Below are 25,393 nucleotides of genomic sequence, written 5' to 3' on the forward strand. Positions count from 1 at the left end.
CTCTCCCTCAGTACGCCAGCGAGCGGTCGACGGCGTCGAGCACGCGGTCCAGGTCCGGCAGGTACTCCTCCTCCAGGCGGGCCGGCGGGTACGGGGCGTGGTAGCCGCCGACCCGGAGCACCGGGGCCTCCAGGTGGTAGAAGCAGCGCTCGGTGATCCGGGCGGCGATCTCGCCGCCGGAGCCGAAGAACACCGGCGCCTCGTGGACCACGACCAGGCGGCGGGTCTTCTCGACCGAGGCCTGGATGGCGTCGAAGTCGAGGGGGGAGACCGAGCGCAGGTCCAGGACCTCCAGGCTCTTGCCCTCCTCGGCGGCCGCGGCGGCGACCTCCTGGCACAGCTTCACCATCGGGCCGTAGGCCGCGAGGGTCAGGTCGGTGCCCTCGCGGACCACCTGGGCCTTGTGCAGCGGGGCGGGGATCGCCTCGACGTCCACCTCGGCCTTGTCCCAGTAGCGGCGCTTGGGCTCGAAGTAGATCACCGGGTCGTCGCTCTGGATGGCCTGCTGCATCATCCAGTAGGCGTCCGACGCGTTCGACGGGCTGACGATCTTCAGGCCGGCGACGTGTGCGAACAGGGCCTCGGGGGACTCGGAGTGGTGCTCGACCGCGCCGATGCCGCCGCCGTAGGGGATGCGCACGACGACGGGCATCTTGACCTTGCCGAGCGAGCGCGCGTGCATCTTGGCGAGCTGGGTGACGATCTGGTCGTACGCCGGGAAGACGAAGCCGTCGAACTGGATCTCCACCACCGGCCGGTAGCCGCGCAGGGCCAGGCCGATCGCGGTGCCGACGATGCCGGACTCGGCGAGCGGGGTGTCGATGACCCGGCTGTCGCCGAAGTCCTTCTGGAGGCCGTCCGTGACACGGAAGACGCCGCCGAGCTTGCCGACGTCCTCGCCCATGACCAGGACCTTGGGGTCGGCCTCCAGGGCGCGCCGCAGCGACTCGTTGATGGCCTTGGCCATCGCCATCTTCTCGGCCATCTCAGTGACCCCCTTCTGAGTCCGCGAACGACGCCTGGTAGGCGGCGAACTGGGCCCGCTCCTCGTCGACGAGCGCGTGCCCGTCCGCGTACACGTTCTCGAAGATGGCGAAGTGGTCCGGGTCGGGCATGGCGCGGACCGCTTCGCGCACCCGCTTGCCCAACGCCTCGGACTCGGCCTCGAGTTCCTCGAAGAATCCCTCGTCCGCGTGGTTCGACGCCTCCAGGTGGCGGCGCAGGCGCAGGATCGGGTCCTTGGCCTCCCATGCCTGCCGCTCCTCGTCGCCCCGGTAGCGGCTGGGGTCGTCGGAGGTGGTGTGGGCGCCCATGCGGTAGGTGAAGGCCTCGACCAGGGTCGGGCCCTCGCCGTTGCGGGCGCGCTCCAGGGCCCACTTGGTGACCGCGAGACAGGCCAGCACGTCGTTGCCGTCCACGCGCACGCCCGGGAAGCCGTAGCCCTGGGCGCGCTGGTAGAGCGGCACCCGGGTCTGCTTCTCGGTCGGCTCGGAGATCGCCCACTGGTTGTTCTGGCAGAAGAACACCACGGGCGCGTTGTAGACCGCGGAGAAGGTGAACGACTCGGCCACGTCGCCCTGGCTGGAGGCGCCGTCGCCGAAGTAGGCGATGACCGCGGAGTCCGCGCCGTCCTTGGCCACGCCCATCGCGTAGCCGGTGGCGTGCAGGGCCTGCGAGCCGATGACGATCGTGTACAGGTGGAAGTTGTTGCTGTTGGGGTCCCAGCCGCCGTTGTTCACACCGCGGAACATGCCGAGCAGGTTGGTCGGGTCCACGCCGCGGCACCAGGCGACGCCGTGCTCGCGGTAGGTCGGGAAGACGTAGTCGTCCTCACGAGTGGCCCGGCCGGAGCCGATCTGGGCGGCCTCCTGGCCCAGCAGGGAGGCCCACAGGCCCAGCTCGCCCTGGCGCTGCAGGGCGGTGGCCTCGGCGTCGAAACGACGGGTGAGCACCATGTCGCGGTAGAGGCCGCGCAGGTCTTCGGGAGTGATGCCGGCGACGTAGGAGTCGTACTCGGCATTCTTGACCCGCTTGCCCTCCGGCGTCAGAAGCTGCACGAGCTCGTGCTCGGTGCTCTTCTTCGCGCCGGCGCGCGCGGCGCGCGGGGCCCGGGTCGTGCTGGTGGTGCGCTTGGCGCCGGTGGCTCCGGACTTGGTCCCGGCCGAGCCGGCCTTGCTGCCGGTGGTGCCGGCCTTGCCTGCGGCGCTGCGCTTGCGCGCGGCACTGCTGTCCACGGTCACGTGTGCTCCTCCGTCGTTCCGGCCCCCGGGGTTGCCGGTAGGCCAGTGCGGCTCACCTGTTTCGACCACCGGGCACGGGGTGGGTGCCACTCGGCCGGGAACAGGCGTGACAGGTGCCCCGGCGAGCGCCCTGCGACCATTACGTTACCCAGTGCTCCACATTTCTGTGAAACCCCACTTGACCTGCGATTTTGCTTGGATTTCCAAGTAAATCGAAGAGATGCGGAAGCGCGCTGGTCACAGCCTTGTGGCAAGGCCGGAGCACCCGAACGTTATCCCGGTCACCCAGGTGACGGGAAGAGTTCTCCGGAGGGAGTCCCGGCCCCGTGCTTTGTGGGAGGAAAACCCCGAAACCTTGAAAAGGCTTCACGACCTGCTCGAACACGGCGGACCTCCACCGTTCAGGCCCGTTCACCCTGTGACCGATTGCGACCACCGACGACTGACTGTGAAAGGCCCAGCTCAAGGGGCCTTTTTCGTGCCTTAGCATCTGCGGCGTGCCGCGCCCTTGTGTACCAACCCCCATGCCCCACGCGCCCCCTCTGGGCGCCCTGCTCCGCCTGTACGACGCCGCCGGGACGCCCCTGGCCTGCGAACCGGTCGACCAGGGGCTGCTCAACCGCGGCTACCGCCTCTGCACCACGCGCGGCCGGTATTTCCTCAAGCACCACTTCGACCCCGACACCGCCGACCCGGCCGCCATCGAACGCCGGCACCGGGCCACCCAGCGCCTGGCCGCCCTCGGCGTGCCGGTCGCCGTGCCGCTCGCGCACCGCGAGGGCCGTACCGTCGCCGTCGTCGGCGGCCATGCCTACGCCCTGCACCCCTGGATCGACGGCGGACACCGCCACGGCGGCCAGCTGACCCGCTCGGAGAGCGCGCGCCTGGGAGCGCTGCTGGGCGCCGTGCACGCCTGCCTGGAGCGCGTGATGCCGCCCAAGGGGCGCACCCGCCCGGCCACCAGCCCCCATCCGGTGGAGAGCGCCGACCCGGCGGACACGTTCGCGCTCATCGACCAGCTGCTCGCGCGGGTGCGCCGGCACCGCCCGGCCGACGCCTTCGACGCGCTGGCCCGGCACCGGCTCCGGGAGCGGCGGGAGCTGCTGGAACGGCACGCGGACCGGCGACCGCCGCCCGGCGGCCCGGTGGGCTGGGTGCACGGCGACTTCCACCCGTTCAACCTGCTCTACAAGGACGGCGCCCCGGCGGCCATCGTGGACTGGGACCGGCTCGGCGTGCAGCCCCGCGCGGAGGAGGCCGTGCGGGCCGCCGCGATCTTCTTCGTACGGCCCGCGGGCGCCCTGGACCTGCCGAAGGTGCGGGCGTACGCCCGCGCGTACCGGCGCGCGGCCGATGCCACGCCCGAGGAACTGGCGGCGGCCGTACGCCGGGTGTGGTGGGAACGCCTGAACGACTTCTGGATGCTGCGCTGGCACTACGAGCGCGGCGACAGCCGTGCCGACTGCCAGTTCCCGGCCGCCTCGGCGCTCGTGGTGTGGTGGACCCGCGAGTACGACGCGGTGTGCGACGCGTTCACCGGGTGAGCGGGTTTACGTCCGTCGCGTCGGCCAAGGCCCTTTCCGTCGGTCACGGCCCTTCTGTCGGTCACGGCCCTTCAATCGGTCACGGCCCTTCAGCCGATCAGGCTCCTTCGGAAGCCGAGATCCTTCGGCGGCGGGCAGACGAACGGGGCCCGGTCTCCCGGGCCCCGCGGTTGTCCTACTGGCGGGCAGCCCCGCCGATGCTCATCCGGTGGGCAGGCCCGCCGCCCCGCCGGCCGCCGCGTTGCCGTCGGTGGCGTTGCCGTTCGTCGTACCCGCGTCCGTGCCGCCGCCCGTCGCGCCGGTGTCGGTGCCACCGTCCGCGGCGCCGCCGTCGGCGTTGCCGCCGTCCGTCGGGTCCGTGGGCTGCGTCGACGTGGGCGGGGTCTTCGACGGCTGGTTCGTCGGGCCGGTGGTCTCCGGGTCGGTCGGGGTGTACGACGGCGTGTACGACGGCGACCAGTTCGACCCGGAACCGGTGCCCGTCCCGTCGTCGGTCGAGCTGTCCGTGGGCTGCCCGGTGTCGTCGTCGCTCGGGGACGAGCTGGCGGTGTCGTCGTCGGTGCTCTTGGTGTGCGTGGCCGGCGGCTTGGTGTCCGTACCGGCGCCGCCACCGCCGCCCGCGCCCTTCAGCGCCAGCGCCACGCCCGCCGCGATGGCGATGACCGCGAGCACGGCGAGGATCCACAGCTTGCCGCGGCCGCTGCCCTTGTTGCCGTGCCCCTCGAAGCCGCCGTCGTCGCCGTGGCCGTAGCCCTGCGGCAGCAGCGGCTGCGGGATCTGCGTGGTGCCGGAACCGGCCATCGGCGACATCGCGGTGGTGCCCGCGAAGCCGCCCGCCGGGGTGTGCCGGGTGTCGTGCACCGCCACCGGGCCGGTGTTCCAGGTGCCGGTGTGGCCGCCCTGGTCGTAGAGCATCTGGAGGCCGTACTGGACCAGGCCGCGCATCTCCTCCGCCGTCTGGAACCGGTCGTCCGGCTCCTTGGCGAGCGAGCGCATGACCAGGCCGTCCAGCTCCGGCGGGCAGGCCTGGAGGACCTGCGACGGCGCGATGGGCGTGTCCTGGACGTGCTGGTAGACCACGGACAGCGGGGTCTCACCGGTGAACGGGGGCCGCAGCGCGAGCAGTTCGTACAGCAGGCAGCCGGTCGCGTACAGGTCGGAGCGGTGGTCGACGGCCTTGCCGAGCGCCTGCTCCGGGGAGAGGTACTGGGGGGTGCCCATGACCATGCCGGTCTGCGTCATCGTGGACTGCGCGCCGTGCAGGGCGCGGGCGATGCCGAAGTCCATCACCTTGACGGCGCCGCTGTCGGTGATGATCACGTTCGCGGGCTTGATGTCGCGGTGCACGATGCCGTGCTGGTGCGAGTAGGCGAGCGCCTCCAGGACTCCGGAGACGATGATCAGCGCCTGCTCGGGGCCGGGCGCCTCCGCGTTCAGCAGCAGATCGCGGATGGTGCGGCCCTCGACCAGCTCCATCACGATGTACGGCACCGACTGGCCGCCCGCGACGTCCTCGCCGGAGTCGTACACGGCGACGATCGCGTGGTGGTTGAGCCCGGCGACCGACTGCGCCTCGCGCGTGAACCGCGCCTTGGAGACAGGGTCCTCGGCCAGGTCGGCACGGAGCAGCTTGACCGCGACCGTACGGCCCAGACGGACGTCCTCGGCCGCGAAGACCTCGGCCATGCCGCCCCGGCCCAGGCGGTGCGTCAGCCGGTACCGGCCGTCGCCGACCAGCCCTGCGTTGCCCCAGTTCTCCGGCCCGTCCGAGATGCCGCCGCCGCCAGACGCCTCCGGGTCGGACGGGCCCTGGGCGCGCTGCGTCTGTGCCATCAGTCCTCGCCGTCGTTTCTGCCCGCGGTGCGCGCGGTGTTGTCACGGTCTCCGTCGGCCACGCTACAGCCTCCGTGGGGGCCACCGGTTCGGAACCGGAACCGGGACCGACTCTGCGACGGACCGGCCATGAAACCCTCAGCACAGGTCGTCGTGCAAATTCTGTGTGCTGCTCGCACGCCCCCTGTAACGCTTGCGCGACGCTTCTTGTCCGTACGGTCACGGAACGGGCACCGAGCTTGACGTGCCGGTGCCCTGGGGCAGACTTGGCCGGGAATGACACATTCGATCAAGGCCTGTGCGACGAGCCAAGGTGCCGGACGGCCGATGGGGGACGCGGAGAGATGAGCCAGGACGGCACACACGGCCGATATTCGGGGCAGGGTCTGGCCGGTGGCCGATACCAGCTGCGCGACCTGCTCGGCGAGGGCGGCATGGCCTCGGTCCACCTCGCGTACGACGCCGTGCTGGACCGCCAGGTCGCGATCAAGACACTGCACACCGAGCTGGGCCGGGAGCAGGCCTTCCGCGAGCGCTTCCGCCGCGAGGCCCAGGCCGTGGCGAAGCTCACGCACACCAACATCGTCTCCGTCTTCGACACGGGCGAGGACGACCTCGGCGGCCTGGCGACCCCGTACATCGTCATGGAGTACGTCGAGGGCCACCCGCTGGGCTCGGTCCTGGAGGAGGACATACGCCGGTACGGCGCCATGCCCGCCGACCAGGCGCTGAAGGTCACCGCCGACGTGCTCGCCGCGCTGGACATCAGCCACGAGATGGGCCTGGTCCACCGCGACATCAAGCCCGGCAACGTGATGGTGACCAAGCGAGGTGTGGTCAAGGTCATGGACTTCGGCATCGCGCGCGCCATGCAGTCCGGCGTGACCTCGATGACGCAGACCGGCATGGTCGTCGGCACCCCGCAGTACCTCTCGCCCGAGCAGGCCCTCGGCCGCGGTGTGGACGCCCGCTCCGACCTGTACTCGGTCGGCATCATGCTCTTCCAGCTGGTGACCGGGCGGCTGCCGTTCGACGCGGACTCCCCGCTGGCGATCGCGTACGCGCACGTCCAGGAGGAGCCGGTCGCCCCGTCCTCCATCAACCGCGCGCTGCCCCCGGCGGTGGACGCGCTGGTCGCCCGCGCGCTGCGGAAGAACCCGAACGAGCGCTTCCCGACCGCCGACGCCATGCGCGAGGAGTGCCTGCGGGTCGCCGCCTCCCTCCAGGCGGCCGCGCCGAGCATCGTGCCGGACGCCGGTCCGCGGCAGAGCGGCTCGGGCGTCGGCTCCGCGGTGTTCCCGCCGGTCGACCAGTCCCGGCAGACGCCGCCCGGACCGGTGCGGACGCCGTACCAGCCGGGTCCGTACGGCCCCCATACCCCGGCACCGGCCACGCCCGCGCCCGCGCCCTCCTACGGCTATCCCCAGCCGGCGGGCTACCAGACGCCTCCGGCCGGCTACGGGCCCAGCACCCCGCCGCCGTACGCGCAGTCCCCGCAGACGACCACGCAGGGGTCCGGCCCGGACGGCGGCAAGAGCGGAAAGGCCGTGATCATCGGGGCGGTCGGGGTGTCGCTCGTCGCGGTCGTCGGCCTGGCCGTCGCGCTGACCATGAACAGCGGCGGCGGTGACGACACGGGCGGGCACGGCGGTGCCAGCACCTCGGCGTCCCCCCGCCACCAGGCGGGCTACCGGGGCCCGGACACCACCCGGGTGATCGACAAGACCAAGTGCACGGAGCCGGCGGAGTCCTACGACGATCCGAACAAGATCCAGCTGCCCGATTTCCGCTACAAGGACATCAACTCCGTGAAGGCCTGCTTCCAGGCCGCGGGCTGGACGCTGCACGTCAAGAAGGTGGACGACAACACCTGGGGCGACGGCACGGTCATGGACCAGTTCCCGTCCGAGGGCACGGATGTGAACGCCAAGAACCCGGGCACCATCGAGCTGAGCGTGTCGACGGGCAATCCGCCGCAGTAGACGCGCGCATGAGAAGGGGCCCGGCGGTGACCGACCGCCGGGCCCCTTTCGCGTGTCCGGATCTACGGGTACGGATATCTGGGATCTACAGGTACGGGCCGCCCGTGTGCCCGCCCGTGTGCTGGTCGTCGCCCTCGGGGCCCGACACACCCGGCGGGAGCGCCCGGCGCATCTGCTCCAGCTGGGCCCGCGCGGCCATCTGCTGGGCGAACAGCGTGGTCTGGATCCCGTGGAAGAGGCCCTCCAGCCAGCCCACCAGCTGTGCCTGCGCGATACGCAGCTCGGCGTCGCTCGGGGTGACGTCGTCGGTGAACGGCAGCGACAGGCGCTCCAGCTCCTCGACCAGCTCCGGCGCCAGACCGTCCTCCAGCTCCTTCACCGAGCTGGCGTGGATCTCCCGCAGCCGGACCCGGCTGGCCTCGTCGAGGGGAGCGGCGCGCACCTCCTCCAGGAGCTGCTTGATCATGCTGCCGATCCGCATGACCTTGGCGGGCTGCTCCACCTGCTCGGTGACCGGAATCTCGCGGGAATCGTCGTCCCCGCCACCTCCGCCCAGCGCCATCCCGTCCTGACCCACGACGAGGATCTGGGGCTTCTCCGGCGACCGTTCGTTCCTCGGCATCTCCATGCCGTCATTGTCTCGCACCCGCCCACCTCACCACCGTGGCGCCCCCCGGTGCAGCGGATCCGCGGTTTAGACCCGTCGGCCCAATCCGGAATGCCCCGGGAGTCCGGTGATGTGAGGCTGTTCCCGTCGGTTCATCATCGATCACGCGCTCACGCCAGCTGGGCTCCGGGAGGTCACCGACGTGACTCCATGGCTGCGACTCACCCACCCCTGTCTGCGGCTGCTGCTCGTCCTCACGGCGGCCCTGCCCGCCTACGGCACCGCCGCCGCGTACGCCGCCGAGGCCGGCCCGCCGCACTCCCCCTCCGCGGGCCACCCCGCCGGTACGCCCTCGGCCTCGTCCTCGCCCGCCGGCCACACGGGCGGCTCAGGCGGCCCGGCCGGTGCCGGAGGGCCCGCGGCGGCCGGGAACGCCGCCGGTTCCGGTCACGCCGGGCACGATCACCAGGACCGCCCGGGGCACGACGGCGCCGGTGCCCAGCACCCGCACCCGCCCTCCGGCCCGGCCTCCGCCTCGTACAGCGTGCCGTCCGGCGAGCCGTCGCGGGCGGGCAGCGGGGCCGGTGAGGGGAAGCTGCGCCCGGGGCGCCAGGACGGGCCCTGGGCCCAGGTGGAGGGCGACGAGGACGCCGTCCCCGACTCCGCCGCACAGCCCGCGGAGCCGGAGACCGCGGAGCCCCCGACGGCCTCCCGGCCGACCGAGGAGGCGGGTCTCGATCCCACGCCGGGGCGGTCGGCGGACCAGGACGCCGCCCGGCAGAGCGAGAACGCGAGCGAGCCGGCCCTGCGGATCCTGCCGCTCGGCAGCGGGCTCGTCCTCATCGGTCTCGGCCTCGGCCTGGCCTTCCTGGGGCTGCGGCTGCGCAGGAGCTGAGCCCCGGGCCCGGACGCTCCGCTACGGGGCCACGAGCAGCACCTTGCCGATGTGGCCGCTCTCCTCCAGCACCCGGTGCGCCTCGGCGGCCCGCGCCATCGGCAGCTCGCGGTCCACCACCGGGCGTACCCGCCCCCCGGCGAGCAGCGGCCAGACGTGCTCGCGGACCGCGGCGACGATGGCCGTCTTCTCCTCCACCGGCCGCGCCCGCAGCGAGGTCGCGGTGACGGCAGCGCGCTTGTGCAGCAGCGCGCCGATGTTCAGCTCGCCCTTGGCACCGCCCTGGAGCCCGATGATCGCCAGACGCCCGTTGACCGCCAGCGCCCGCACATTGCGGTCGAGGTACTTGGCGCCCATGTTGTCGAGGATGACGTCGGCGCCCGCGCCGCCGGTGGCCTCCTCGACCTCGGCGACGAAGTCCTGCTCCCGGTAGTTGATCAGGATGTCCGCGCCCAGTTCGGCGCAGCGCTCCAGCTTCTCCTTGGTCCCGGCGGTCACCGCGACCCTGGCGCCGACTGCCTTGGCCAGCTGGATCGCCATGGTGCCGATGCCGCTGGAGCCGCCGTGCACCAGCAGGGTCTCGCCCGGCCCCAGGTGGGACACCATGAACACGTTGGACCAGACCGTGCACGCCACCTCGGGCAGCGCGGCGGCCCGCACCAGGTCGACGCCCTCCGGCACCGGCAGCAGCTGCCCGGCCGGTACGACGACCTTCTGGGCGTAGCCGCCGCCCGCGAGCAGCGCGCACACCTCGTCGCCGATGGCCCAGCCGGACACCCCGGGGCCGAGCGCGGCGATCCGGCCGGAGCACTCCAGGCCGGGGTAGGGGGAGGCGCCGGGCGGCGGGTTGTAGAAGCCCTGCCGTTGCAGGACGTCGGCACGGTTGACGGCACTGGCCACCACCTCGACCAGCACCTCGCCCTCGCCGGCCACCGGATCGGGGACCTCGTCCCACACCAGCGCCTCGGGACCACCAGGTTCGGGAATCGTGATCGCATGCATGTCCGCGACGCTACTCCCCCTGGCGCCCCGGGCGGCCACGGCGCTCGACGCCCCGTCTCAGTCCCTGGGCAGCGGGCGCGAGTGCGGGGTGATCTGGGTGCCGGGGCTGGCGCGCACGATGGTGATGAGCCGGTCGGTCAGCTGGAGGGTGCCGATGGACCGGTCGTCGTAACCGAGCACCCGGTGCCCGCGTACGACGCTCACCACGAGGTCGTCGATCTCGCGCGGCCCCTTGCCCGCCTCGGCGCGCACCACCGGCCGCTCCACGAGGTCCAGGCCGCTGCCCTGCTGGATGAGGTCCTCCATGACCATGCCGGCGGCGGGGCTGAGGACCGACAGGCCGAGCAGCCGGCCGGCCGCGCTGGCGCTGGTGATGACGGCGTCGGCGCCGGACTGCCGCAGCAGCGGGGCGTTCTCCTCCTCGCGCACCGCGGCCACGATCTTCGCGCTGCGGTTGAGCTGACGGGCGGTCAAGGTGACCAGCACGGCGGTGTCGTCACGCTGCGGGGCCACGATGATCTGCCGGGCCTTGTGCACCTCGGCCCGCTTGAGGATGTCGCTGCGGGTGGCGTCGCCGATGACCCCGGCGTAGCCGTCGGCGGTCGCCGCGTCGATCACCTTGGCGCTGGGGTCGACCACGACCACCTGCTCCTTCTTCAGCCCGGTCGCGCAGACGGTCTGCACGGCCGAGCGCCCCTTCGTGCCGAAGCCGACGACGACGGTGTGCTCGCGCAAGGCGGACCTCCAGCGTTTCAGGCGCCATTCCTCCCGGGTGCGCTCGGTGAGGACCTCCAGCGTGGTGCCGACCAGGATGATCAGGAACAGCACCCGCAGGGGCGTGATGACGAAGATGTTGGTCAGCCGGGCGCTGTCGCTGACCGGGGTGATGTCGCCGTAACCCGTGGTGGAGAGGGTGACGGTGGCGTAGTAGAACGAGTCGAGCAGGTCCACGGAGTCGTCGGCGCTGTCGCGGTAGCCCGCGCGGTCGACGTAGACGACCAGCGCGGTGAGGACCAGCAACAGCAGCGCCATGAGCAGCCGTTTGGCGACCTGGCGGAGCGGCCGTTCCACCACCTTCACCGGCAGTTTCACCTGGTGGACGACCGGGCGTTCGTCCGCCGCGCGGGCGTCGTCCTGCGGAGTCCCGGTGGTGTCGGGGGTGCCGGGGGTGTCGCTGTCCGCACGTTTCACGTGAAACATACCCCGATCCCCGCGGTCGTCCAGGGCAGGTCCAGCAGCTCCGTCTCCGCACCGTGGCGGGCCCCGCCCGGCGGTACGACGGCCAGCGCGTCGGCGGCCGCGATGCCGCGCAGCATGGCCGGGCCGTTGTAGTGCAGCGGTACGGCACGGTCGCCGCGCAGCACCACGGGGACGAGCCGGGTGTCGTACGGGTGCCCGTGCACGGCCTCGGTCAGCGGCAGCGTGTACGGCTCGGGGGCGGGGCGGGCGGCGAGGGTGCGCAGCAGCGGCTCGGCGAGCGTGATGAGGCCGGAGACGGCCGCGAGGGGGTTGCCGGGCAGACCGACGAGATGCTGGTCGTCCTTGGTGCGGGCCAGCAGCATGGGGTGGCCGGGGCGCACCTTCACGCCGTCGACGAGGAGTTCGGCGCCGATGCGTTCCAGGGTGGAGTGGACGTGGTCGTGGGGTCCGGCGGCGGTGCCTCCGGTGGTGACGACCAGATCGGCCGTGGACGCGGTGATCGCCTTGTGCAGGGCCCTGGCGTCGTCGCGGATCCGGCGCACCGCGACGACCTCGGCGCCGAGCGCCCGCAGCCAGGGCGGCAGCATGGGGCCGAGCGCGTCCCGGATCAGCCCGTCGTGCGGCAGCCCCTCGGTCAGCAACTCGTCCCCGAGGACGAGGACTTCGGCGCGGGGCCGGGGGACGACGGTGACGGTGTCGTATCCCGCGGCCGCGGCCAGGCCGAGGACGGCCGGGGTGATCTGGGTGCCGACGGGCAGCAGTTGGTCGCCGCTGCGGCACTCCTGGCCGCGCGGGCGGATGTCCTGGCCGTGGACCGTCTCGCGGGTGGCGTGCAGCCGGCCCTGGGCGTCCGTGCGGCCGTGCTCGGTGCGCAGCACGGCGGTGGTGTCGGCGGGGACGCGGGCGCCGGTGGCGATGCGGACCGCCTCGCCGTCGGTGAGCGGCTCGGGCTGGGCGTGCCCGGCGAGCACACCCTCCTCGCGCACCGCCCAGGGTCCGGGGCCGGCGACCGCCCAGCCGTCCATCGCGGAGGTGTCGAAGGACGGCAGGTCGCCGAGCGCGTCCAGGGGTGCGGCGAGGACCAGGCCGAGGGCGTTGCCGAGGGGGACGGAGACGGGGGTGCGGCGGGGGGCCGGTGACGTGGGGGCGGGCCGGGTCGCGCGGGTGGCCCGCGCGGCGCGGGCGGCGATCTCGCGGGCGTCGGGCCAGGGGGTGGCGCGGTGCCGTTCCGCCGGGGCAGGGCGGTGCGGCCCGGTGGCCCCCGGGTCCCGGGCCGGGCCGGTGCCGTCGTCCTTGGCTTCCCTCACGAGGGCCAGGGCCTCCTCGACATCGAGGTCGTCGCTGTCCTCCACGGGTGCCCCGTCGCGCAGGCCGGGCGCGGTCATCCGGCGTCCGGGGCGCTCGGGCCCCCGCTTTCCCCGGTCCGTGCCGCCTCTTCCTCCCAGCGCAGGGCCAGCGCGGCGGCCTTGCGGGCGGCTTCGGCGACGGCCTCGGGGCCGCCCTCGCCCCGGGCCGCGGCGTAGCCGACGAGGAAGGTGGTCAGCGGGGCGGCGGGCCGGGCGACATTGTGCGCGGCGTCCCGGGCCAGGTCGAGCAGGACGTTCGTGTCGACGTCCAGGTCGATGCCCAGCTCGTCCTTGACTGCGGAGATCCATTCATCCAACACGTGCCCATGCTCCCTGATGCGTGCCCTGGCGTTGACGATGTCGTCCCAGGTGTCGCAGTCGAAGGACGCGTGCGGGTCCGGGACACGGGTGAGGCGGAGGGCGGCGGTGAGGCGGCGCAGCGGCAGTCCGGTGAGGCCGTCGTGCGCGGCGGCGAGGGCGGCCAGTTCGCGGCGCAGCGCGGCGGTGCGGTACGCCGCGACCAGGGGCTGGTCGCGGCCGTCCGCGTCGGTGAGCAGCGCGCCGTCGGCGCCGCTCTCGCCCAGGGCGGTCAGCAGCCGCCGCAGTGTGTCCGCCCGGAGGAAGGGCAGGTCGGCGGAGAGGACGACGGCGCGTTCGGCGGTGACGTGCCGCAGCCCGGCCGCCAGCGCGGCGACCGGTCCCCCGCCGGGCGGCTCCTCGCGGGCCCAGCGCACCGGGCGGACGGTGCTGCGGGGCGCGGCCACGACGACGGTCGTACGAGCGTTCGCGCAGGCCGTGAGCACCCGGTCCAGCAGCGCCCGGCCGCCGACCCGGACGCCGGGCTTGTCGGCCCCGCCGAGCCGCCGCGCGGCACCTCCGGCCAGCACGACGGCGTCGTACGGCGGGGGTGCCGCGTCGGCTCCGAGGGCGGCCGCGGTGCCCGCCGGCCCGGCGGTGGCGTTGTCGGTCACTCCCCGAGTATGCGGGCCGGTCCGATCGCAGGGAACCGAGGGGCGGCGGGCCCCCGGTGGGTCACAGGGTGCGCAGCAGCACCGCCGGCTGTTCCACGCAGTCCGCCACGTACCTCAGGAAGCCGCCCGCCGTGCCGCCGTCGCACACCCGGTGGTCGAAGGTGAGCGAGAGCTGGACGACCTGGCGCACGGCCAGCTCGCCCTCGTGCACCCATGGCTTGGGGACGATCCGGCCGACGCCGAGCATGGCCGCCTCGGGGTGGTTGACGATCGGTGTGGAGCCGTCGACGCCGAAGACCCCGTAGTTGTTCAACGTGAAGGTGCCGCCGGTGAGTTCCGCCGGGGTGAGCGTCCCGGCGCGGGCCGCCTCGGTGAGCCGGGCGAACTCGCCGGTCAGCGACTCCGCGTCACGGGCGTGGGCGTCCCGGACGACCGGCACGACCAGGCCGCGCTCGGTCTGGGCCGCGAACCCGAGGTGCACATGGGGGTGCCGGACGATCTCGCGGGCCTCGGTGTCGACCGAGGAGTTCAGCTCCGGGAACCGGGCGAGGGCCGCGGCGCAGATGCGGGCGAGCAGCGCGACGAGGGAGATCCTCACGCCCCCCGCCGCGTTCATCGCGGCCCGGGCGCGCATCAGTTCCGTCGCGTCGGCGTCCACCCAGCAGGTGGCGTCCGGGATCTCCCGGCGGCTGCGGGACAGCTTGTCGGCGACGGCACCGCGGATGCCCTTGAGCGGAACACGCACCTCGCCGGAGACGGGGGCCGGGGCCACGGCCGACGCCATGGCCTGGGCCATGACGGGGCCCTCGGCCGTACGACCGCTGCCCTGGTCCGCCCCGTCGCGCAGGGCGCGCTCCACGTCGGCGCGCAGGATCAGTCCGTCCGGGCCGGATCCGGCCAGCCGCCGCAGGTCCAGTCCGCCCTCGCGGGCGAGCCTGCGCACCAGCGGGGAGATCACGGGCACGGGGCCGTCGGCCGGCAGCGCAGTGGCGGGCAGGCCCGAACCCGGCGCGGCGGCGGTGCCGTTCACTCCGGTGCCCGCGGCCTCGGCGCCGTTCACCGCCGCGCTCCCGCCCGTGGCACCGTTCGCTCCCGCGCCGCCGCCGGTCAGGGCCACCGGCCGCACCCTGCGGCGCCGGCCCGGCGCCTCGGACGTGCCGTATCCGACCAGGACATTGCCCGAGCCGGCCGTGGACTCCGCGTCCGGTTCGCCGACCGCGACCGTCAGGAGCGGGGCGCCGACCGGGAGTTCGGTGCCCTCCTCGCCGTAGCGGGCGGTGACCACACCGCCGTAGGGGCAGGGGACCTCCACCGACGCCTTGGCCGTCTCGACCTCGACCACCGGCTGGTCGACGGCGACCACGTCACCGACCTGGACCAGCCAGCGCACGATCTCCGCCTCGGTCAGTCCCTCGCCGAGATCGGGCAGCTTGAACTCCAGCACCTGTGCCATCAGCCCTCGGCCTCCCACTGGAGCCGGGCCACGGCGTCCAGGACGCGGTCCACGCCGGGCAGATGGTGCCGCTCCAGCATGGGCGGCGGGTAGGGGAGGTCGAACCCGGCGACGCGCAGCACGGGGGCCTCCAGGTGGTGGAAGCAGCGCTCGGTGATCCGGGCCGCGATCTCGCCGCCCGGCCCGCCGAACCCGGTGGACTCGTGTACCACGACCGCGCGTCCGGTGCGCCGCACGGAGGCGCAGACCGTCTCGTCGTCGAACGGCACCAGGGAGCGCAGGTCGACCACCTCCAGGTCCCAGCCCTCGGCCCGCGCGGCCTCGGCGGCCTCCAGGCAGACGGGCACGGAGGGGCCGTAGGTGATCAGCGTGGCGCTGCGGCCGGTACGCCGGACCACCGCGCGCCCGATCGGCTCGACCTCGGCCGGCTCCTCGGGGTTCCAGGTGTTCTTGGACCAGTAGAGCCGCTTGGGCTCCAGGAAGACGACCGGGTCGTCGGAGGCGATGGCCCGGCGCAGCAGGCCGTAGGCGTCGGCGACGGTCGCGGGCGTCACCACGTGCAGGCCGGGGGTGGCCATGTAGTACGCCTCGGAGGAGTCGCTGTGGTGCTCGACGCCGCCGATGCCGCCGCCGTAGGGGATGCGGACGGTGATCGGCAGGGGCATCCGGCCCCGGGTGCGGTTGCGCATCCGGGAGACATGGCTGACGAGTTGCTCGAACGCCGGGTAGGCGAAGGCATCGAACTGCATCTCCACCACCGGGCGCAGGCCGTACATGGCCATGCCGACGGCGGCGCCGAGGATGCCGGCCTCCGCGAGCGGGGTGTCGGTGCAGCGGTCCTCGCCGAACTCCTTGGCGAGCCCGTCGGTGACGCGGAAGACACCGCCGAGGGTGCCGACGTCCTCACCGAGCACGTGCACGGCGGGGTCGGCGGCCATCGCGTCGCGCATCGCGCGGGTGAGGGCCTGGGCCATGGTGGCGGGCTTGACGGCCACGGTGGTCATCGGCGGTCGCCTTCCTGCGGGTCGGGCCCGTCCTGCTCGGCCGCCAGCTCGGCCCGCAACAGGTCCCGCTGTTCGCGCAGTTGGGCAGTCGTCTCGGCGTAGACGTGGTCGAAGAGGTCCATCGGGTCGAGCCCGGGGTCCTGGTTCATGCGTGCGCGCAGGTCGGCGGCCATCGCCTCGGCGTCCCCCCGTACGGCTTCCAGACCGGCCGCGTCGATCAGGCCGCGCTCGGTCAGCTCCGTCTCCAGCAGGCGCACCGGGTCGTGCGCGCGCCAGGCCTCCACCTCGGCGTCACCCCGGTAGCGGGTGGCGTCGTCGGCGTTGGTGTGGGCGTCGATGCGGTAGGTGACCGCCTCGATCAGGGTCGGTCCGCCGCCCGCGCGGGCGTGCCGTACGGCGTCGGTGAGCACCTCGTGCACCGCGGCCGCGTCATTGCCGTCGACCAGGCGGCCCGGCATGCCGTAGCCGACGGCCTTGTGGGCCAGGGAGGGCGCGGCGGTCTGCTTGGCGAGCGGGACGGAGATGGCGAAGCCGTTGTTCTGCACCAGGAAGACGACGGGTGCCTGCCAGACGGCGGCGAAGTTCAGTGCCTCGTGGAAGTCGCCCTCGCTGGTGCCGCCGTCGCCGACCATGGCGAGCGCGACCACGTCGTCGCCCTTGAGGCGGGCGGCGTGGGCGAGGCCGACGGCGTGCGGCAGCTGGGTGGCCAGCGGGGTGGAGAGGGGGGCGACCCGGTGCGCGTACGGGTCGTAGCCGGTGTGCCAGTCGCCGCGCAGCAGGGTGAGGGCCTCGACCGGGTCCACCCCGCGGGCGACGACGGCCAGCGTGTCGCGGTAGCTGGGGAAGAGCCAGTCGCGCTCTTCGAGGGCCAGGGCGGCGGCGATCTCGCATGCCTCCTGGCCGGTGCTGGAGGGGTAGACGGCGAGGCGGCCCTGCTTGGTGAGCGCGGTGGCCTGCGTGTTGTAGCGGCGGCCGCGCACCAGCTGGGCGTGGAGCCTGCGGAGCAGATCGGGATCGGCCCCGGCGGCCGCCTCGGTGCCGAGGACGCGGTACGGCTCGGCGTCGGGCAGCAGCGGCGCGGGGTCCATACGGGGCTGCCAGGCGGGCGGCGGCGATGGCCGGTACGCGCCCCGCTGCTCCAGAACCGTCATGACGGCACCTCCTCATGGGAGCGGCTACGGGAGACGTGTCGGCTGTGACCCGCCTCACCTACCGATTGTTCGGTCGTCGGCACATTTTGGCTACAGGCACCTCCAGGCTGTGGACAAACGGTTCTCCACAGCCTGCAATGAACGCAGGACGTCCACGGCGATGAAGCGGGGGGACATGACACCTGAACAAATGGCCGAGACAGCGCAGGAGGCGCTGCCGCCGCCGGCGCGACCGCTGGACGCCATCGATCAGGACATCCTGCGCATCCTCCAGGCGGACGGCCGCGCTTCGATACGGTCCGTCGCCGAACGTGTCCATGTCTCGCGGGCCAACGCCTACGCGCGCATCAACCGGCTGGTCGAGGACGGGGTGATCCGGGGCTTCGGCGCCCGCGTGGACCACGAGCGGGCCGGGCACAGCACCTCGGCCTACATCACCCTGAAGATCGTCCAGAACACCTGGCGCACGGTCCGCGAGCAGCTGCGCCAGCTGCCGGGCGCCTCGCACATCGCGTTGGTGGGCGGCGACTTCGACGTCCTGCTGCTGGTGCACACGCCCGACAACCGGGCGCTGCGCGAGCTGGTGCTCACCCGGCTCCAGGCGATCCCGGAGGTGCTGAGCACCCGCACGCTGCTGGTCTTCGAGGAGGAGGACCTGGAACCGGACGCGTAGGCCGTCTTCTCCGGTCCAGCAGGCCGTTTTTCCGGTCCACTGGGCCGCCTTTGCGGATCAGTAGGCCGTCTTTCTCGGATCGTCGGAAGATCAGTCGGCCCGGCGCAGTCCGGAGAAGACCAGCTGGACGACCGCGTCGGCCACCTCGCGGCCCGAGGCGCCGCGGGCCTCCGGCCGGTACCACTCCACAATGGAGTTGATCATCCCGAAGACCAGCCGGGTGGCCAGCCGCACCTCCACCTCGGGGCGTACGTCCCCGTCGGCGGCGGCCGCCTTGAGCAGCTCGGCGACCCGGTGGTCGAAGTCGCGGCGGCGCTCCAGCGCCCAGCGCTCGGTGGCGGTGTTGCCGCGCACCCGCAGCAGCAGCGTCACATAGGGCAGCTCGGCTATCAGCACCTCGACCATGCGCCGTACGACGTGCTCCAGGCGCTCCACGGCCCGCCCCTCGCGCGCCGCCGGCTCCTCCAGGATGGCGAAGAGGCCGTCCAGGGCGCGGCTGACGGCACGCTCCAGCAGTTCCTCCTTGCCGCTGACATGGTGGTAGATCGACGACTTGGAGATGCCGGCCGCCTTGGACAGGTGCTCCATGGAGGTGCCGTCGTAGCCGCGCTGGATGAAGACCTGGACGGCGACGGAGAGCAGCGTCTCGGGGGTGTACGTGTCGCGCCGGGGCGTGGTCATGAGGTGCCCTCCCGCTTCTCGTCGGCGTAGGCGTGGCGGTAGAGCGCGAGGGAGGGGGCGTAGCGTCCGGAGGGGTCGCGCTCGTGCATCGCGTCCAGGACGTCGTAGGCGAACTCGTCGCCCAGCCTGCGGTCCCATGCGAAGGGGCCGAGCGGGTAGTTGACGCCGAGGCGCATCGCGGTGTCGACGTCCTCCTCGGTGGCGACGCCCTTGGCGACGGCGTCATGGGCGAGGTCGATGATCCGGGCCACCGTGCGCGCCACGATCATGCCGGGGACGTCGCCGATGACGCTGACGTCCTTGCCGAGCGCCTGGAACAGGCCGATGGCCTCGGCGAGGGTCGCCTGCGAGGTGTCCTGGGAGGCGGACAGGGCGATCCGGGTCGCCTTGCGGTAGTCGAGGGCGAGGTCGAAGTAGACGACATCGCGGAACTCCACCGAGGTCTGGCCGTCGGCGAGGACCAGCTGGCCGCCGCCCGGCAGCTCCAGGTGGCCGTCCTCGTCGCCGTCCTCGGTGCGGACCTGGATGCCCGCCTCGCGGATCAGCGCGAGCAGTTCGGCGGCGGGGCCGAGATCGCCGGCGACGAGTACGTAGGCGGGCGGCCGCTCCTGGTCGGCGGTGTGCGGCTCGGGCCGCTCGGCGCCCTCCCCGTGGTCGTACCAGCCGTGACCGGCCTTGCGGCCCAGGCGGCCGGACTCCACCAGGCGGCGCTGGGCGAGCGAGGGAGTGAACCGCACGTCCTGGAAGAAGGACTGCCACACCGAGTGCGTCACCGCCTCGTTGACGTCCTGGCCGATCAGGTCGGTGAGTTCGAACGCGCCCATGCGGAAGCCGCCCGACTCGCGCAGCACCGCGTCGATGGTGGCCGGGTCGGCGCCCTGGGCCTCGTAGACGGCGAACGCCTCGGCGTAGAAGGGCCGGGCGATCCGGTTGACGATGAAGCCGGGGGTGTCCGCGCAGGCCACCGGGGTCTTGCCCCAGGCGCGGGCGGTCTCGTACGCACGCGTCGCCGAGGTGACGTCGGTGGCGAAGCCGGAGACGACCTCGACCAGCGGCAGCAGCGGCGCGGGGTTGAAGAAGTGCAGGCCGAGGAAGCGGCCCGGCTGGCGCAGGGCGCCGCCGATCGCCGTCACCGACAGCGAGGAGGTGTTGGTGGCGAGCAGGCAGTCCTCGCCGACGACGTCCTCCAGCTCACGGAAGAGCTGCTGCTTGACGTCCAGCCGCTCCAGAACGGCCTCCACGACGAGACCGCAGTCGGCCAGCTCCGCGAGCGCCTCCGCGGGCTCCAGACGGGCGCGGGCCGCGTCCCGGGCGGCGGCGTCGAGCCGGCCCTTCTCCACCAGCCGGTCCAGGCGCGCGCCGATCGCCCCAGCCGCCTCCCGGGCCCGTCCGGGTGCGGTGTCGTAGAGCCGCACCGGGTGGCCGGCGACCAGTGCGACCTGGGCGATGCCCTGGCCCATGGTGCCGGTGCCGACGACGGCCACGGGGCTGCTGAGGTCGAGTGCTGTCATGTGCGCGATCCTCCCGCACGGGGTTTTCCACAGATGCGGCGGACCCCCTTGAACCGACCGATCGTTCGGTTACTCTAGCCCTGACCGTCCCATCCCGCTGCTCTTTCCGCCAGGTCCTGAACTCGAAGGCGAGTTCTCCAGACGAGGAGTTGGTCCCGCATGGCCGCCGAACTGACCGCCCCCGAGCTGATCGCGAAGCACCGGCCCACTCTCGACCAGGCCCTGGAAGCGATCCGCACCCGCGCGTACTGGTCCCCGCATCCCGAGCACCCCAAGGCGTACGGCGAGCACGGCAGCCTGGACGCCGCCGCGGGCAAGGCCGCCTTCGACGCCCTGCTCGGCACCCGCCTCGACCTCGGCCAGGCGGGCACGGACGACTGGGTGGGCGGTGAGACCTCGCCGTACGGCATCGAGCTGGGCGTGAGCTACCCGCACGCGGACCTGGATGTGCTGCTGCCCGCGATGAGGGCCGGGCAGCCGGCCTGGCGGGACGCGGGCGCCGAGGTGCGTGCCGTGGTCTGCCTGGAGATCCTCAAGCGCATCAGCGACCGGACGCACGAGTTCGCGCACGCCGTCATGCACACCAGCGGCCAGGCCTTCCTGATGGCGTTCCAGGCGGGCGGCCCGCACGCCCAGGACCGCGGCCTGGAGGCGGTGGCGTACGCGTACGCGGAGCAGGTCCGCACCCCCCACAGCGCCGAGTGGTCCAAGCCGCAGGGCAAGCGCGACCCGCTGGTGCTCACCAAGAACTTCACGCCCGTGCCGCGCGGCATCGGCCTGGTCATCGGCTGCAACACCTTCCCGACGTGGAACGGCTACCCGGGCCTGTTCGCCTCCCTGGCGACCGGCAACGCGGTCCTGGTCAAGCCGCACCCGCGCGCGGTGCTGCCGCTCGCGCTGACCGTGCGGATCGCCCGTGAGGTGCTCACCGAGGCCGGTTTCGCCGCCGACCTGGTCGCGCTGGCCGCCGAGCGCCCCGGCGAGGGCATCGCCAAGGCCCTCGCCACCCGCCCGGAGATCCGGATCATCGACTACACCGGTTCGACGTCCTTCGGCGACTGGCTGGAGGCCAACGCCCGCCAGGCGCAGGTCTACACGGAGAAGGCCGGCGTCAACACGGTGATCGTGCACTCCACGGACGACTACAAGGGGATGCTGTCCAACCTGGCGTTCTCGCTGTCCCTGTACAGCGGCCAGATGTGCACCACCCCGCAGAACCTGCTGATCCCGCGCGAGGGCATCGCCACCGACCAGGGCCCGAAGACGTTCGACGAGGTCACCGCCGACCTCGCCCGCGCGGTCGACGGTCTGCTCGGCGACGACGCGCGGGCCAACGCGCTGCTGGGCGCGATCGTCAACCCCGACGTCAAGGCCCGTCTGGAGGCCGCGGCCGGTCTCGGCGAGGTCGCCCTCGCCTCGCGGGAGATCACCAACCCGGAGTTCCCGGGCGCGGTGGTGCGCACCCCGGTGATCGTCAAGCTGGACGGCGCCAAGCCGGACGCCGAGGCCGCCTACATGAGCGAGTGCTTCGGCCCGGTCTCCTTCGCCGTCGCCGTCGACTCGGCGACCGACGCGGTGGAGCTGCTGCGGCGCACGGTCCGCGAGAAGGGCGCGATGACGGTCGGCGCGTACACCACGGACAGCGAGGTGGAGCGGGCCATCGAGGAGGTGTGCCTGGAGGAGGCCGCCCAGCTGTCCTTCAACCTCACGGGCGGGGTGTTCGTGAACCAGACGGCCGCCTTCTCCGACTTCCACGGCTCGGGCGGCAACCCGGCGGCGAACGCGGCCCTGTGCGACGGCGCCTTCGTGGCGAACCGCTTCCGGGTGGTCGAGGTGCGCCACCAGGGCTAGTCGGCAACGGCCGTCGGGAGGAGCGGGTTTGTTCCCCCGACGGCCGCCGGGGCTAGGCGGCGGGTGCGTTCGCGGCGGTGCTCCAGTGGTACAGCGTCATCGCCACGCTGGTGGCGAGGTTGTAGCTGGAGACCTGGGGGCGCATCGGCAGCCGCAGCAGATGGTCGGCACGCGCGCGTACCTCCGCCGAGAGACCGGTGCGCTCCGAACCGAAGGCGAGAACGGCGTCGTCGGGCAGCACCGTGCCCCGGATGTCCTCGCCCTCCGGGTCCAGGGCGAACAGCGGGCCGGGCGGCAGCTCGTCGACGCCGAGGCGCTCCACGGCGGTCGCGAAGTGCAGGCCCGCCCCGCCGCGCACCACGGTGGGGTGCCAGGGGTCGAGCGTGCCGGTGGTGACCACGCCGGTCGCCCCGAAACCGGCGGCCAGCCGGATCACGGCCCCCGCGTTGCCGAGATTGCGGGGGTTGTCGAGGACCACCACGGGCGCGGTGCGCGGCATCCGGGCGAGCGCCTCCAGGTTGGCCTCGCGCGCGGGTCGTACGGCGAGCGCGGCGACCCCCGTCGGATGCGGGCGGGCCACGAGCGCGGCGTACGTCTGCTCGGGCACCTCGACGAGCAGCCCGTCCAGGGCCTCCCGTACGTCCCCGGCCAGTTCCTCGGCCAGGGCGAGGGCGGCCCGCCGGTCGGTGGTGACCGCCACCGGCACCTCGGCCCCGAAGCGCAGCGCGTGCTTGAGGGCGTGGAAGCCGTCGAGCAGTACGGCACCGGCGGCGTGCTCGCGCCAGCGGGTCAACGGGTCGGTCATGCCGTGAACCCTACGCGGCCGGGCGTGCCGTCCTGCTGCGAGCGGGGCGCGGGCACCGTACCGTCCTCGCCGTCGCCGCCTTCCTTGACGAACCGTCCCCGCGCGCGGGCGGCGAAGGCGCCGACCCGGCGCAGGAAGGACGTCGGCAGGAAGACCGCGTCGGCGGTGATCATCGCCAGTGAGAAGAACGGCAGGCCGAGCGCGATCGCGATCACGAGGTGCTCCGTCATCAGCAGCACCAGCAGCACGTTCTTCACCCGCCTGTTGAGCAGGGTGAACGGGAAGGCGACCTGCACGATGACGGTGCCGTACGCCACGACCGTCAGGATGGTGCCGCTGGCGGACATCAGATCGGCGAGACCGGGCCAGGGCGAGAAGTAGTCCAGGTGCAGCGGGTAGTAGACGGCGGTGCCGTCCTGCCAGCGCGAGCCCTGGATCTTGTACCAGCCGGCCGTGGCGTAGATCAGACACGCCTCCGCCATGATCACCACGAGGGCGCCGTTGTGCAGGACGTCGGCGATCACGTCCAGCAGGATCCGCGGCTCGGCCGAGCGCGCCAGGCGCTGGACCAGCCACCACAGGGCGAGACCCACCCATGCCGCCCACAGCAGGGCGGGGATCAGCCAGGCGTTGCCGAAGAGCCGGCCCGCCGCGGTCATCGTGACCAGGACGAACCCGAGGACCGTCCACAGCACGAGGCCGGTCCAGTCGGTGGGGATCCGCCGCTCGCGGGCCCTGCGCCGCGCGTCGAGGGACCACACCTGCCCGCAGCGCGTGAACACGAGGTAGATGGCCATCAGATGCAGCACGTTGTCGCCGCCGTCGCCGACGAAGACGCTGCGGTTCTGGAGCGACAGGACGCCCACCATGAACAGCACGGACGCCGTACGGGTGCGCCAGCCGAGCAGCAGCGCGGCACTGGCGAGGATCGCGAACGCGTAGAAGCACTCGAACCACAGCTGCCCGCTCGACCACATGAGGGCCGTGAAGGCGTGGTTGTCCAGGGTCAGCCGCCGGCCCATGTCCCAGTCCCAGGGACCGTCGGGGCCGTACAGCTCCTGGCGGTGGGAGAACTCGCGCAGCAGGAAGAACAGCCAGGTACCGGCGAACCCGATCCGGATCACGGCGCTCTGGTACGGCCCGAGCGCCGCCCCGGTGATACGGGTGAGCCCGCGCGAGAGGACCTGAGAGGGCTGGTTCACCGCACACCTCCGGCGGCCTCGACGGCGCTCACCGTCCACCAGGGCAGCATCCGGTAGACGGGTTTGTCGGGCACCTGTTCACCGCTCCAGGAGGGGGGCTGCACATTGATGATGCGGGAACGGACCTGCACCCGCTGGATGACGCCGATCCTGCTGGTCGGATCGGTGCGGTACAGGCGCATCACCGTGATCCGGCGCAGGTACTGCTCGGACAGCGCGCCGCGCATGCCGACGGGACGGTTGTCCGCGGTGTGCGTCGCGGTGAGGAAGTCCCAGGCGCGGCGCAGCTCGTTCTGCTGGGTGTGGCTGGGTGCCGGATTGCCCTTGATGGCGGCGCCGTCCTGCGCGGACAGGTCGGTCCAGCCGGTGGTGCGCACGCTGCCGTCCTTCATCCGCACGTCGGCGCGCACCTGCACGGCGATGTTCTGCTGGAGCGGGTTGGGGGCGAACAGCTTCCAGTTCTGTTCGAACTCCGGGAACACCCATGCCTCGACGGCCTTGCCGTGCTGCTTCGACACCGTGTTCTGCGGCGCGAGGCTGAGGAACACCATCAGCAGGTGCGCCACGACGCCGACACCGACGACGGCGACCGCCAGCGCGGCGACGGCCTGGTAGCGGGGGGAGAGGGCGGCGAGACCGCGACGGGCCGGATCGGGGACCGCCGGGGGCGGGGGCTGGGGGCTCGGGGTTGCCTGGCCTGGGGCTTCCTGGGCCGGGGGCTCGTGGTCCAAAGATCCCTGAGCCGTCGACTCATGGCCCGGAGTTCCCTGGGCCGAAGGCTCCTGGCCCGTCGACTCGCGGTCTGGAAGTTCCTGACCCGTCGACTCGTGGCCCGGGGACTCCTGGCCCGGGGACTCCTGGCCCGGAGGCTTCTGCCCCGTCGGCCTGTGGCCCGTCGGCTTCTCGTCCGTCGGCTTCTCGTCCGCCCGCTTCTCGTCCGTCGGCGCTTGGCCCGGCTTCTCGCCCAGCGGCGCACGGCCGGGCTCCCGCTCGGCGGATCCGCCGACGCGCTCGCCCTCCGGAAGGCGTTCCGGAGCGTCCTCGGAGCCCCTCAGAGTCTCCGGGTGCCCCGCGTTCTCAGGGGCCTCCGGACTCCCGGAGGCCTCGGAAACCTCAGGAGTCCCCAGATCCGCAGAGATCTCAGGAATCTCAGGAGTCCCCGGACTCTCAAGCGTCTCCGCGTTCTCGGGGTCTCCCGGATTCTCCGGGGCCCCCGGCTCCCCCGGGGGACGCGCCCCGGCCGGCCCGTCCGGGCCGCGCGCGGCCCTCGGGTCCTCGTCGTACGCGTCCATTCCGCCCCGTCCCCCAATTCCGGCTCAGTCGTGGGTCGGCCCACCGGGACGGCCCCCACAGGCCGACCCGTCCGATACGGCCGCCCGGCCCGGGCGCCGCGCGGTGCGCGAGCGCCCCCCTCGCGGCACATGCACGGAACGGTACTCAGC

General features: G+C 73.0%; 21 protein-coding genes. 5 read left to right on the forward strand and 16 right to left on the reverse strand.

Translation table 11 applies throughout. From position 1 onward, the window contains the following. Positions 1-7 precede the first annotated feature (7 nt). A complete protein-coding gene (locus tag QHG49_RS17210) occupies positions 8-985 on the reverse strand; it encodes an alpha-ketoacid dehydrogenase subunit beta (protein ID WP_037650243.1) in 978 nt (325 codons plus the stop codon). 1 nt (position 986) lies between these two features. Continuing rightward, a complete protein-coding gene (gene pdhA, locus QHG49_RS17215) occupies positions 987-2,240 on the reverse strand; it encodes a pyruvate dehydrogenase (acetyl-transferring) E1 component subunit alpha (RefSeq protein WP_159703217.1) in 1,254 nt (417 codons plus the stop codon). 524 nt (positions 2,241-2,764) lie between these two features. Here pdhA (QHG49_RS17215) and QHG49_RS17220 point away from each other — a divergent pair. Continuing rightward, a complete protein-coding gene (locus tag QHG49_RS17220; protein WP_301490223.1) occupies positions 2,765-3,784 on the forward strand; it encodes a phosphotransferase in 1,020 nt (339 codons plus the stop codon). 201 nt (positions 3,785-3,985) lie between these two features. Here the strand turns inward: QHG49_RS17220 and QHG49_RS17225 are convergent, their stop codons facing one another. After that, the gene (locus QHG49_RS17225) at positions 3,986-5,617 is read right to left on the reverse strand and encodes a protein kinase (protein ID WP_301490225.1); all 1,632 of its coding nucleotides are present in this window, start codon (positions 5,615-5,617) and stop codon (positions 3,986-3,988) included. A 344-nt stretch (positions 5,618-5,961) separates the two neighbouring features. Here QHG49_RS17225 and QHG49_RS17230 point away from each other — a divergent pair, with 344 nt between their 5' ends. Beyond that, positions 5,962-7,599 (forward strand): protein kinase, encoded by a 1,638-nt coding sequence (locus QHG49_RS17230; RefSeq protein ID WP_301490226.1) that lies wholly within the window; start codon positions 5,962-5,964, stop codon positions 7,597-7,599. Between the two features lie 85 nt (positions 7,600-7,684). Here QHG49_RS17230 and QHG49_RS17235 read toward each other — a convergent pair whose 3' ends face one another. Then, a complete protein-coding gene (locus QHG49_RS17235) occupies positions 7,685-8,227 on the reverse strand; it encodes a bacterial proteasome activator family protein (RefSeq protein ID WP_159703211.1) in 543 nt (180 codons plus the stop codon). Positions 8,228-8,408: 181 nt separating this feature from the next. Here QHG49_RS17235 and QHG49_RS17240 point away from each other — a divergent pair, with 181 nt between their 5' ends. Continuing rightward, positions 8,409-9,101, forward strand: coding sequence for a hypothetical protein (locus QHG49_RS17240; RefSeq protein WP_145486922.1), 693 nt, complete (start codon positions 8,409-8,411; stop codon positions 9,099-9,101). A gap of 21 nt (positions 9,102-9,122) precedes the next feature. Here the strand turns inward: QHG49_RS17240 and QHG49_RS17245 are convergent, their stop codons facing one another. The 7 genes from QHG49_RS17245 to pdhA (QHG49_RS17275) form a co-directional block, all read right to left on the reverse strand. Further along, on the reverse strand, positions 9,123-10,103 hold the full coding sequence (locus QHG49_RS17245; protein WP_301490228.1) for an NAD(P)H-quinone oxidoreductase: 981 nt from the start codon (positions 10,101-10,103) through the stop codon (positions 9,123-9,125). 57 nt (positions 10,104-10,160) lie between these two features. Continuing rightward, positions 10,161-11,303 (reverse strand): TrkA family potassium uptake protein, encoded by a 1,143-nt coding sequence (locus QHG49_RS17250; protein ID WP_370530476.1) that lies wholly within the window; start codon positions 11,301-11,303, stop codon positions 10,161-10,163. Further along, complete coding sequence (locus tag QHG49_RS17255; protein WP_159703205.1) at positions 11,291-12,688, reverse strand: molybdopterin molybdotransferase MoeA; 1,398 nt, start codon at positions 12,686-12,688, stop codon at positions 11,291-11,293. The genes QHG49_RS17250 and QHG49_RS17255 overlap by 13 nt, the downstream gene beginning before the upstream one ends. Beyond that, positions 12,685-13,620, reverse strand: coding sequence for an NTP transferase domain-containing protein (locus tag QHG49_RS17260; RefSeq protein WP_159703202.1), 936 nt, complete (start codon positions 13,618-13,620; stop codon positions 12,685-12,687). Before QHG49_RS17260 ends, QHG49_RS17255 begins: the two co-directional genes overlap by 4 nt. A 61-nt stretch (positions 13,621-13,681) precedes the next feature. Next, positions 13,682-15,073 carry a dihydrolipoamide acetyltransferase family protein gene (locus QHG49_RS17265; RefSeq protein ID WP_301490231.1) on the reverse strand — a complete coding sequence of 464 codons (1,392 nt, stop codon included), beginning with the start codon at positions 15,071-15,073 and terminating at the stop codon, positions 13,682-13,684. Further along, positions 15,073-16,077 carry an alpha-ketoacid dehydrogenase subunit beta gene (locus QHG49_RS17270; RefSeq protein ID WP_301490232.1) on the reverse strand — a complete coding sequence of 335 codons (1,005 nt, stop codon included), beginning with the start codon at positions 16,075-16,077 and terminating at the stop codon, positions 15,073-15,075. Before QHG49_RS17270 ends, QHG49_RS17265 begins: the two co-directional genes overlap by 1 nt. Continuing rightward, positions 16,074-17,228, reverse strand: a complete 1,155-nt coding sequence (gene pdhA / locus QHG49_RS17275) for a pyruvate dehydrogenase (acetyl-transferring) E1 component subunit alpha (protein ID WP_301490233.1) — start codon at positions 17,226-17,228, stop codon at positions 16,074-16,076. Before pdhA (QHG49_RS17275) ends, QHG49_RS17270 begins: the two co-directional genes overlap by 4 nt. A gap of 175 nt (positions 17,229-17,403) precedes the next feature. Here pdhA (QHG49_RS17275) and QHG49_RS17280 point away from each other — a divergent pair, with 175 nt between their 5' ends. Then, positions 17,404-17,901: an Lrp/AsnC family transcriptional regulator gene (locus QHG49_RS17280; RefSeq protein WP_370530477.1), complete on the forward strand. Its 498-nt coding sequence runs from the start codon at positions 17,404-17,406 to the stop codon at positions 17,899-17,901. Positions 17,902-17,991: 90 nt separating this feature from the next. Here the strand turns inward: QHG49_RS17280 and QHG49_RS17285 are convergent, their stop codons facing one another. Both QHG49_RS17285 and QHG49_RS17290 read right to left on the reverse strand, forming a co-directional pair. After that, entirely contained in the window at positions 17,992-18,582 is a 591-nt protein-coding gene (locus QHG49_RS17285) for a TetR/AcrR family transcriptional regulator (RefSeq protein ID WP_301490234.1), read from the reverse strand. Then, positions 18,579-20,093 carry a 3-hydroxyacyl-CoA dehydrogenase gene (locus tag QHG49_RS17290; RefSeq protein ID WP_301490236.1) on the reverse strand — a complete coding sequence of 505 codons (1,515 nt, stop codon included), beginning with the start codon at positions 20,091-20,093 and terminating at the stop codon, positions 18,579-18,581. The genes QHG49_RS17285 and QHG49_RS17290 overlap by 4 nt, the downstream gene beginning before the upstream one ends. Before the next feature lie 159 nt (positions 20,094-20,252). On the opposite strand from QHG49_RS17290, the gene paaN reads away from it, so the two are divergent. After that, complete coding sequence (paaN, locus tag QHG49_RS17295) at positions 20,253-21,944, forward strand: phenylacetic acid degradation protein PaaN (protein ID WP_301490237.1); 1,692 nt, start codon at positions 20,253-20,255, stop codon at positions 21,942-21,944. Between the two features lie 52 nt (positions 21,945-21,996). Here the strand turns inward: paaN and QHG49_RS17300 are convergent, their stop codons facing one another. From QHG49_RS17300 to QHG49_RS17310, 3 genes are read right to left on the reverse strand one after another with little or no spacing between them, the layout of a single operon-like run. Continuing rightward, positions 21,997-22,749: an RNA methyltransferase gene (locus QHG49_RS17300; protein WP_301490238.1), complete on the reverse strand. Its 753-nt coding sequence runs from the start codon at positions 22,747-22,749 to the stop codon at positions 21,997-21,999. Beyond that, the gene (locus tag QHG49_RS17305; RefSeq protein WP_301490239.1) at positions 22,746-23,951 is read right to left on the reverse strand and encodes an HTTM domain-containing protein; all 1,206 of its coding nucleotides are present in this window, start codon (positions 23,949-23,951) and stop codon (positions 22,746-22,748) included. Before QHG49_RS17305 ends, QHG49_RS17300 begins: the two co-directional genes overlap by 4 nt. Next, positions 23,948-24,682 carry a DUF5819 family protein gene (locus QHG49_RS17310; RefSeq protein ID WP_301490240.1) on the reverse strand — a complete coding sequence of 245 codons (735 nt, stop codon included), beginning with the start codon at positions 24,680-24,682 and terminating at the stop codon, positions 23,948-23,950. The genes QHG49_RS17305 and QHG49_RS17310 overlap by 4 nt, the downstream gene beginning before the upstream one ends. Positions 24,683-25,393: the final 711 nt, after the last annotated feature.

It is taken from the genome of Streptomyces sp. WP-1, from assembly GCF_030450125.1.
GTDB classification, from domain to species: Bacteria; Actinomycetota; Actinomycetes; order Streptomycetales; family Streptomycetaceae; genus Streptomyces; species Streptomyces incarnatus.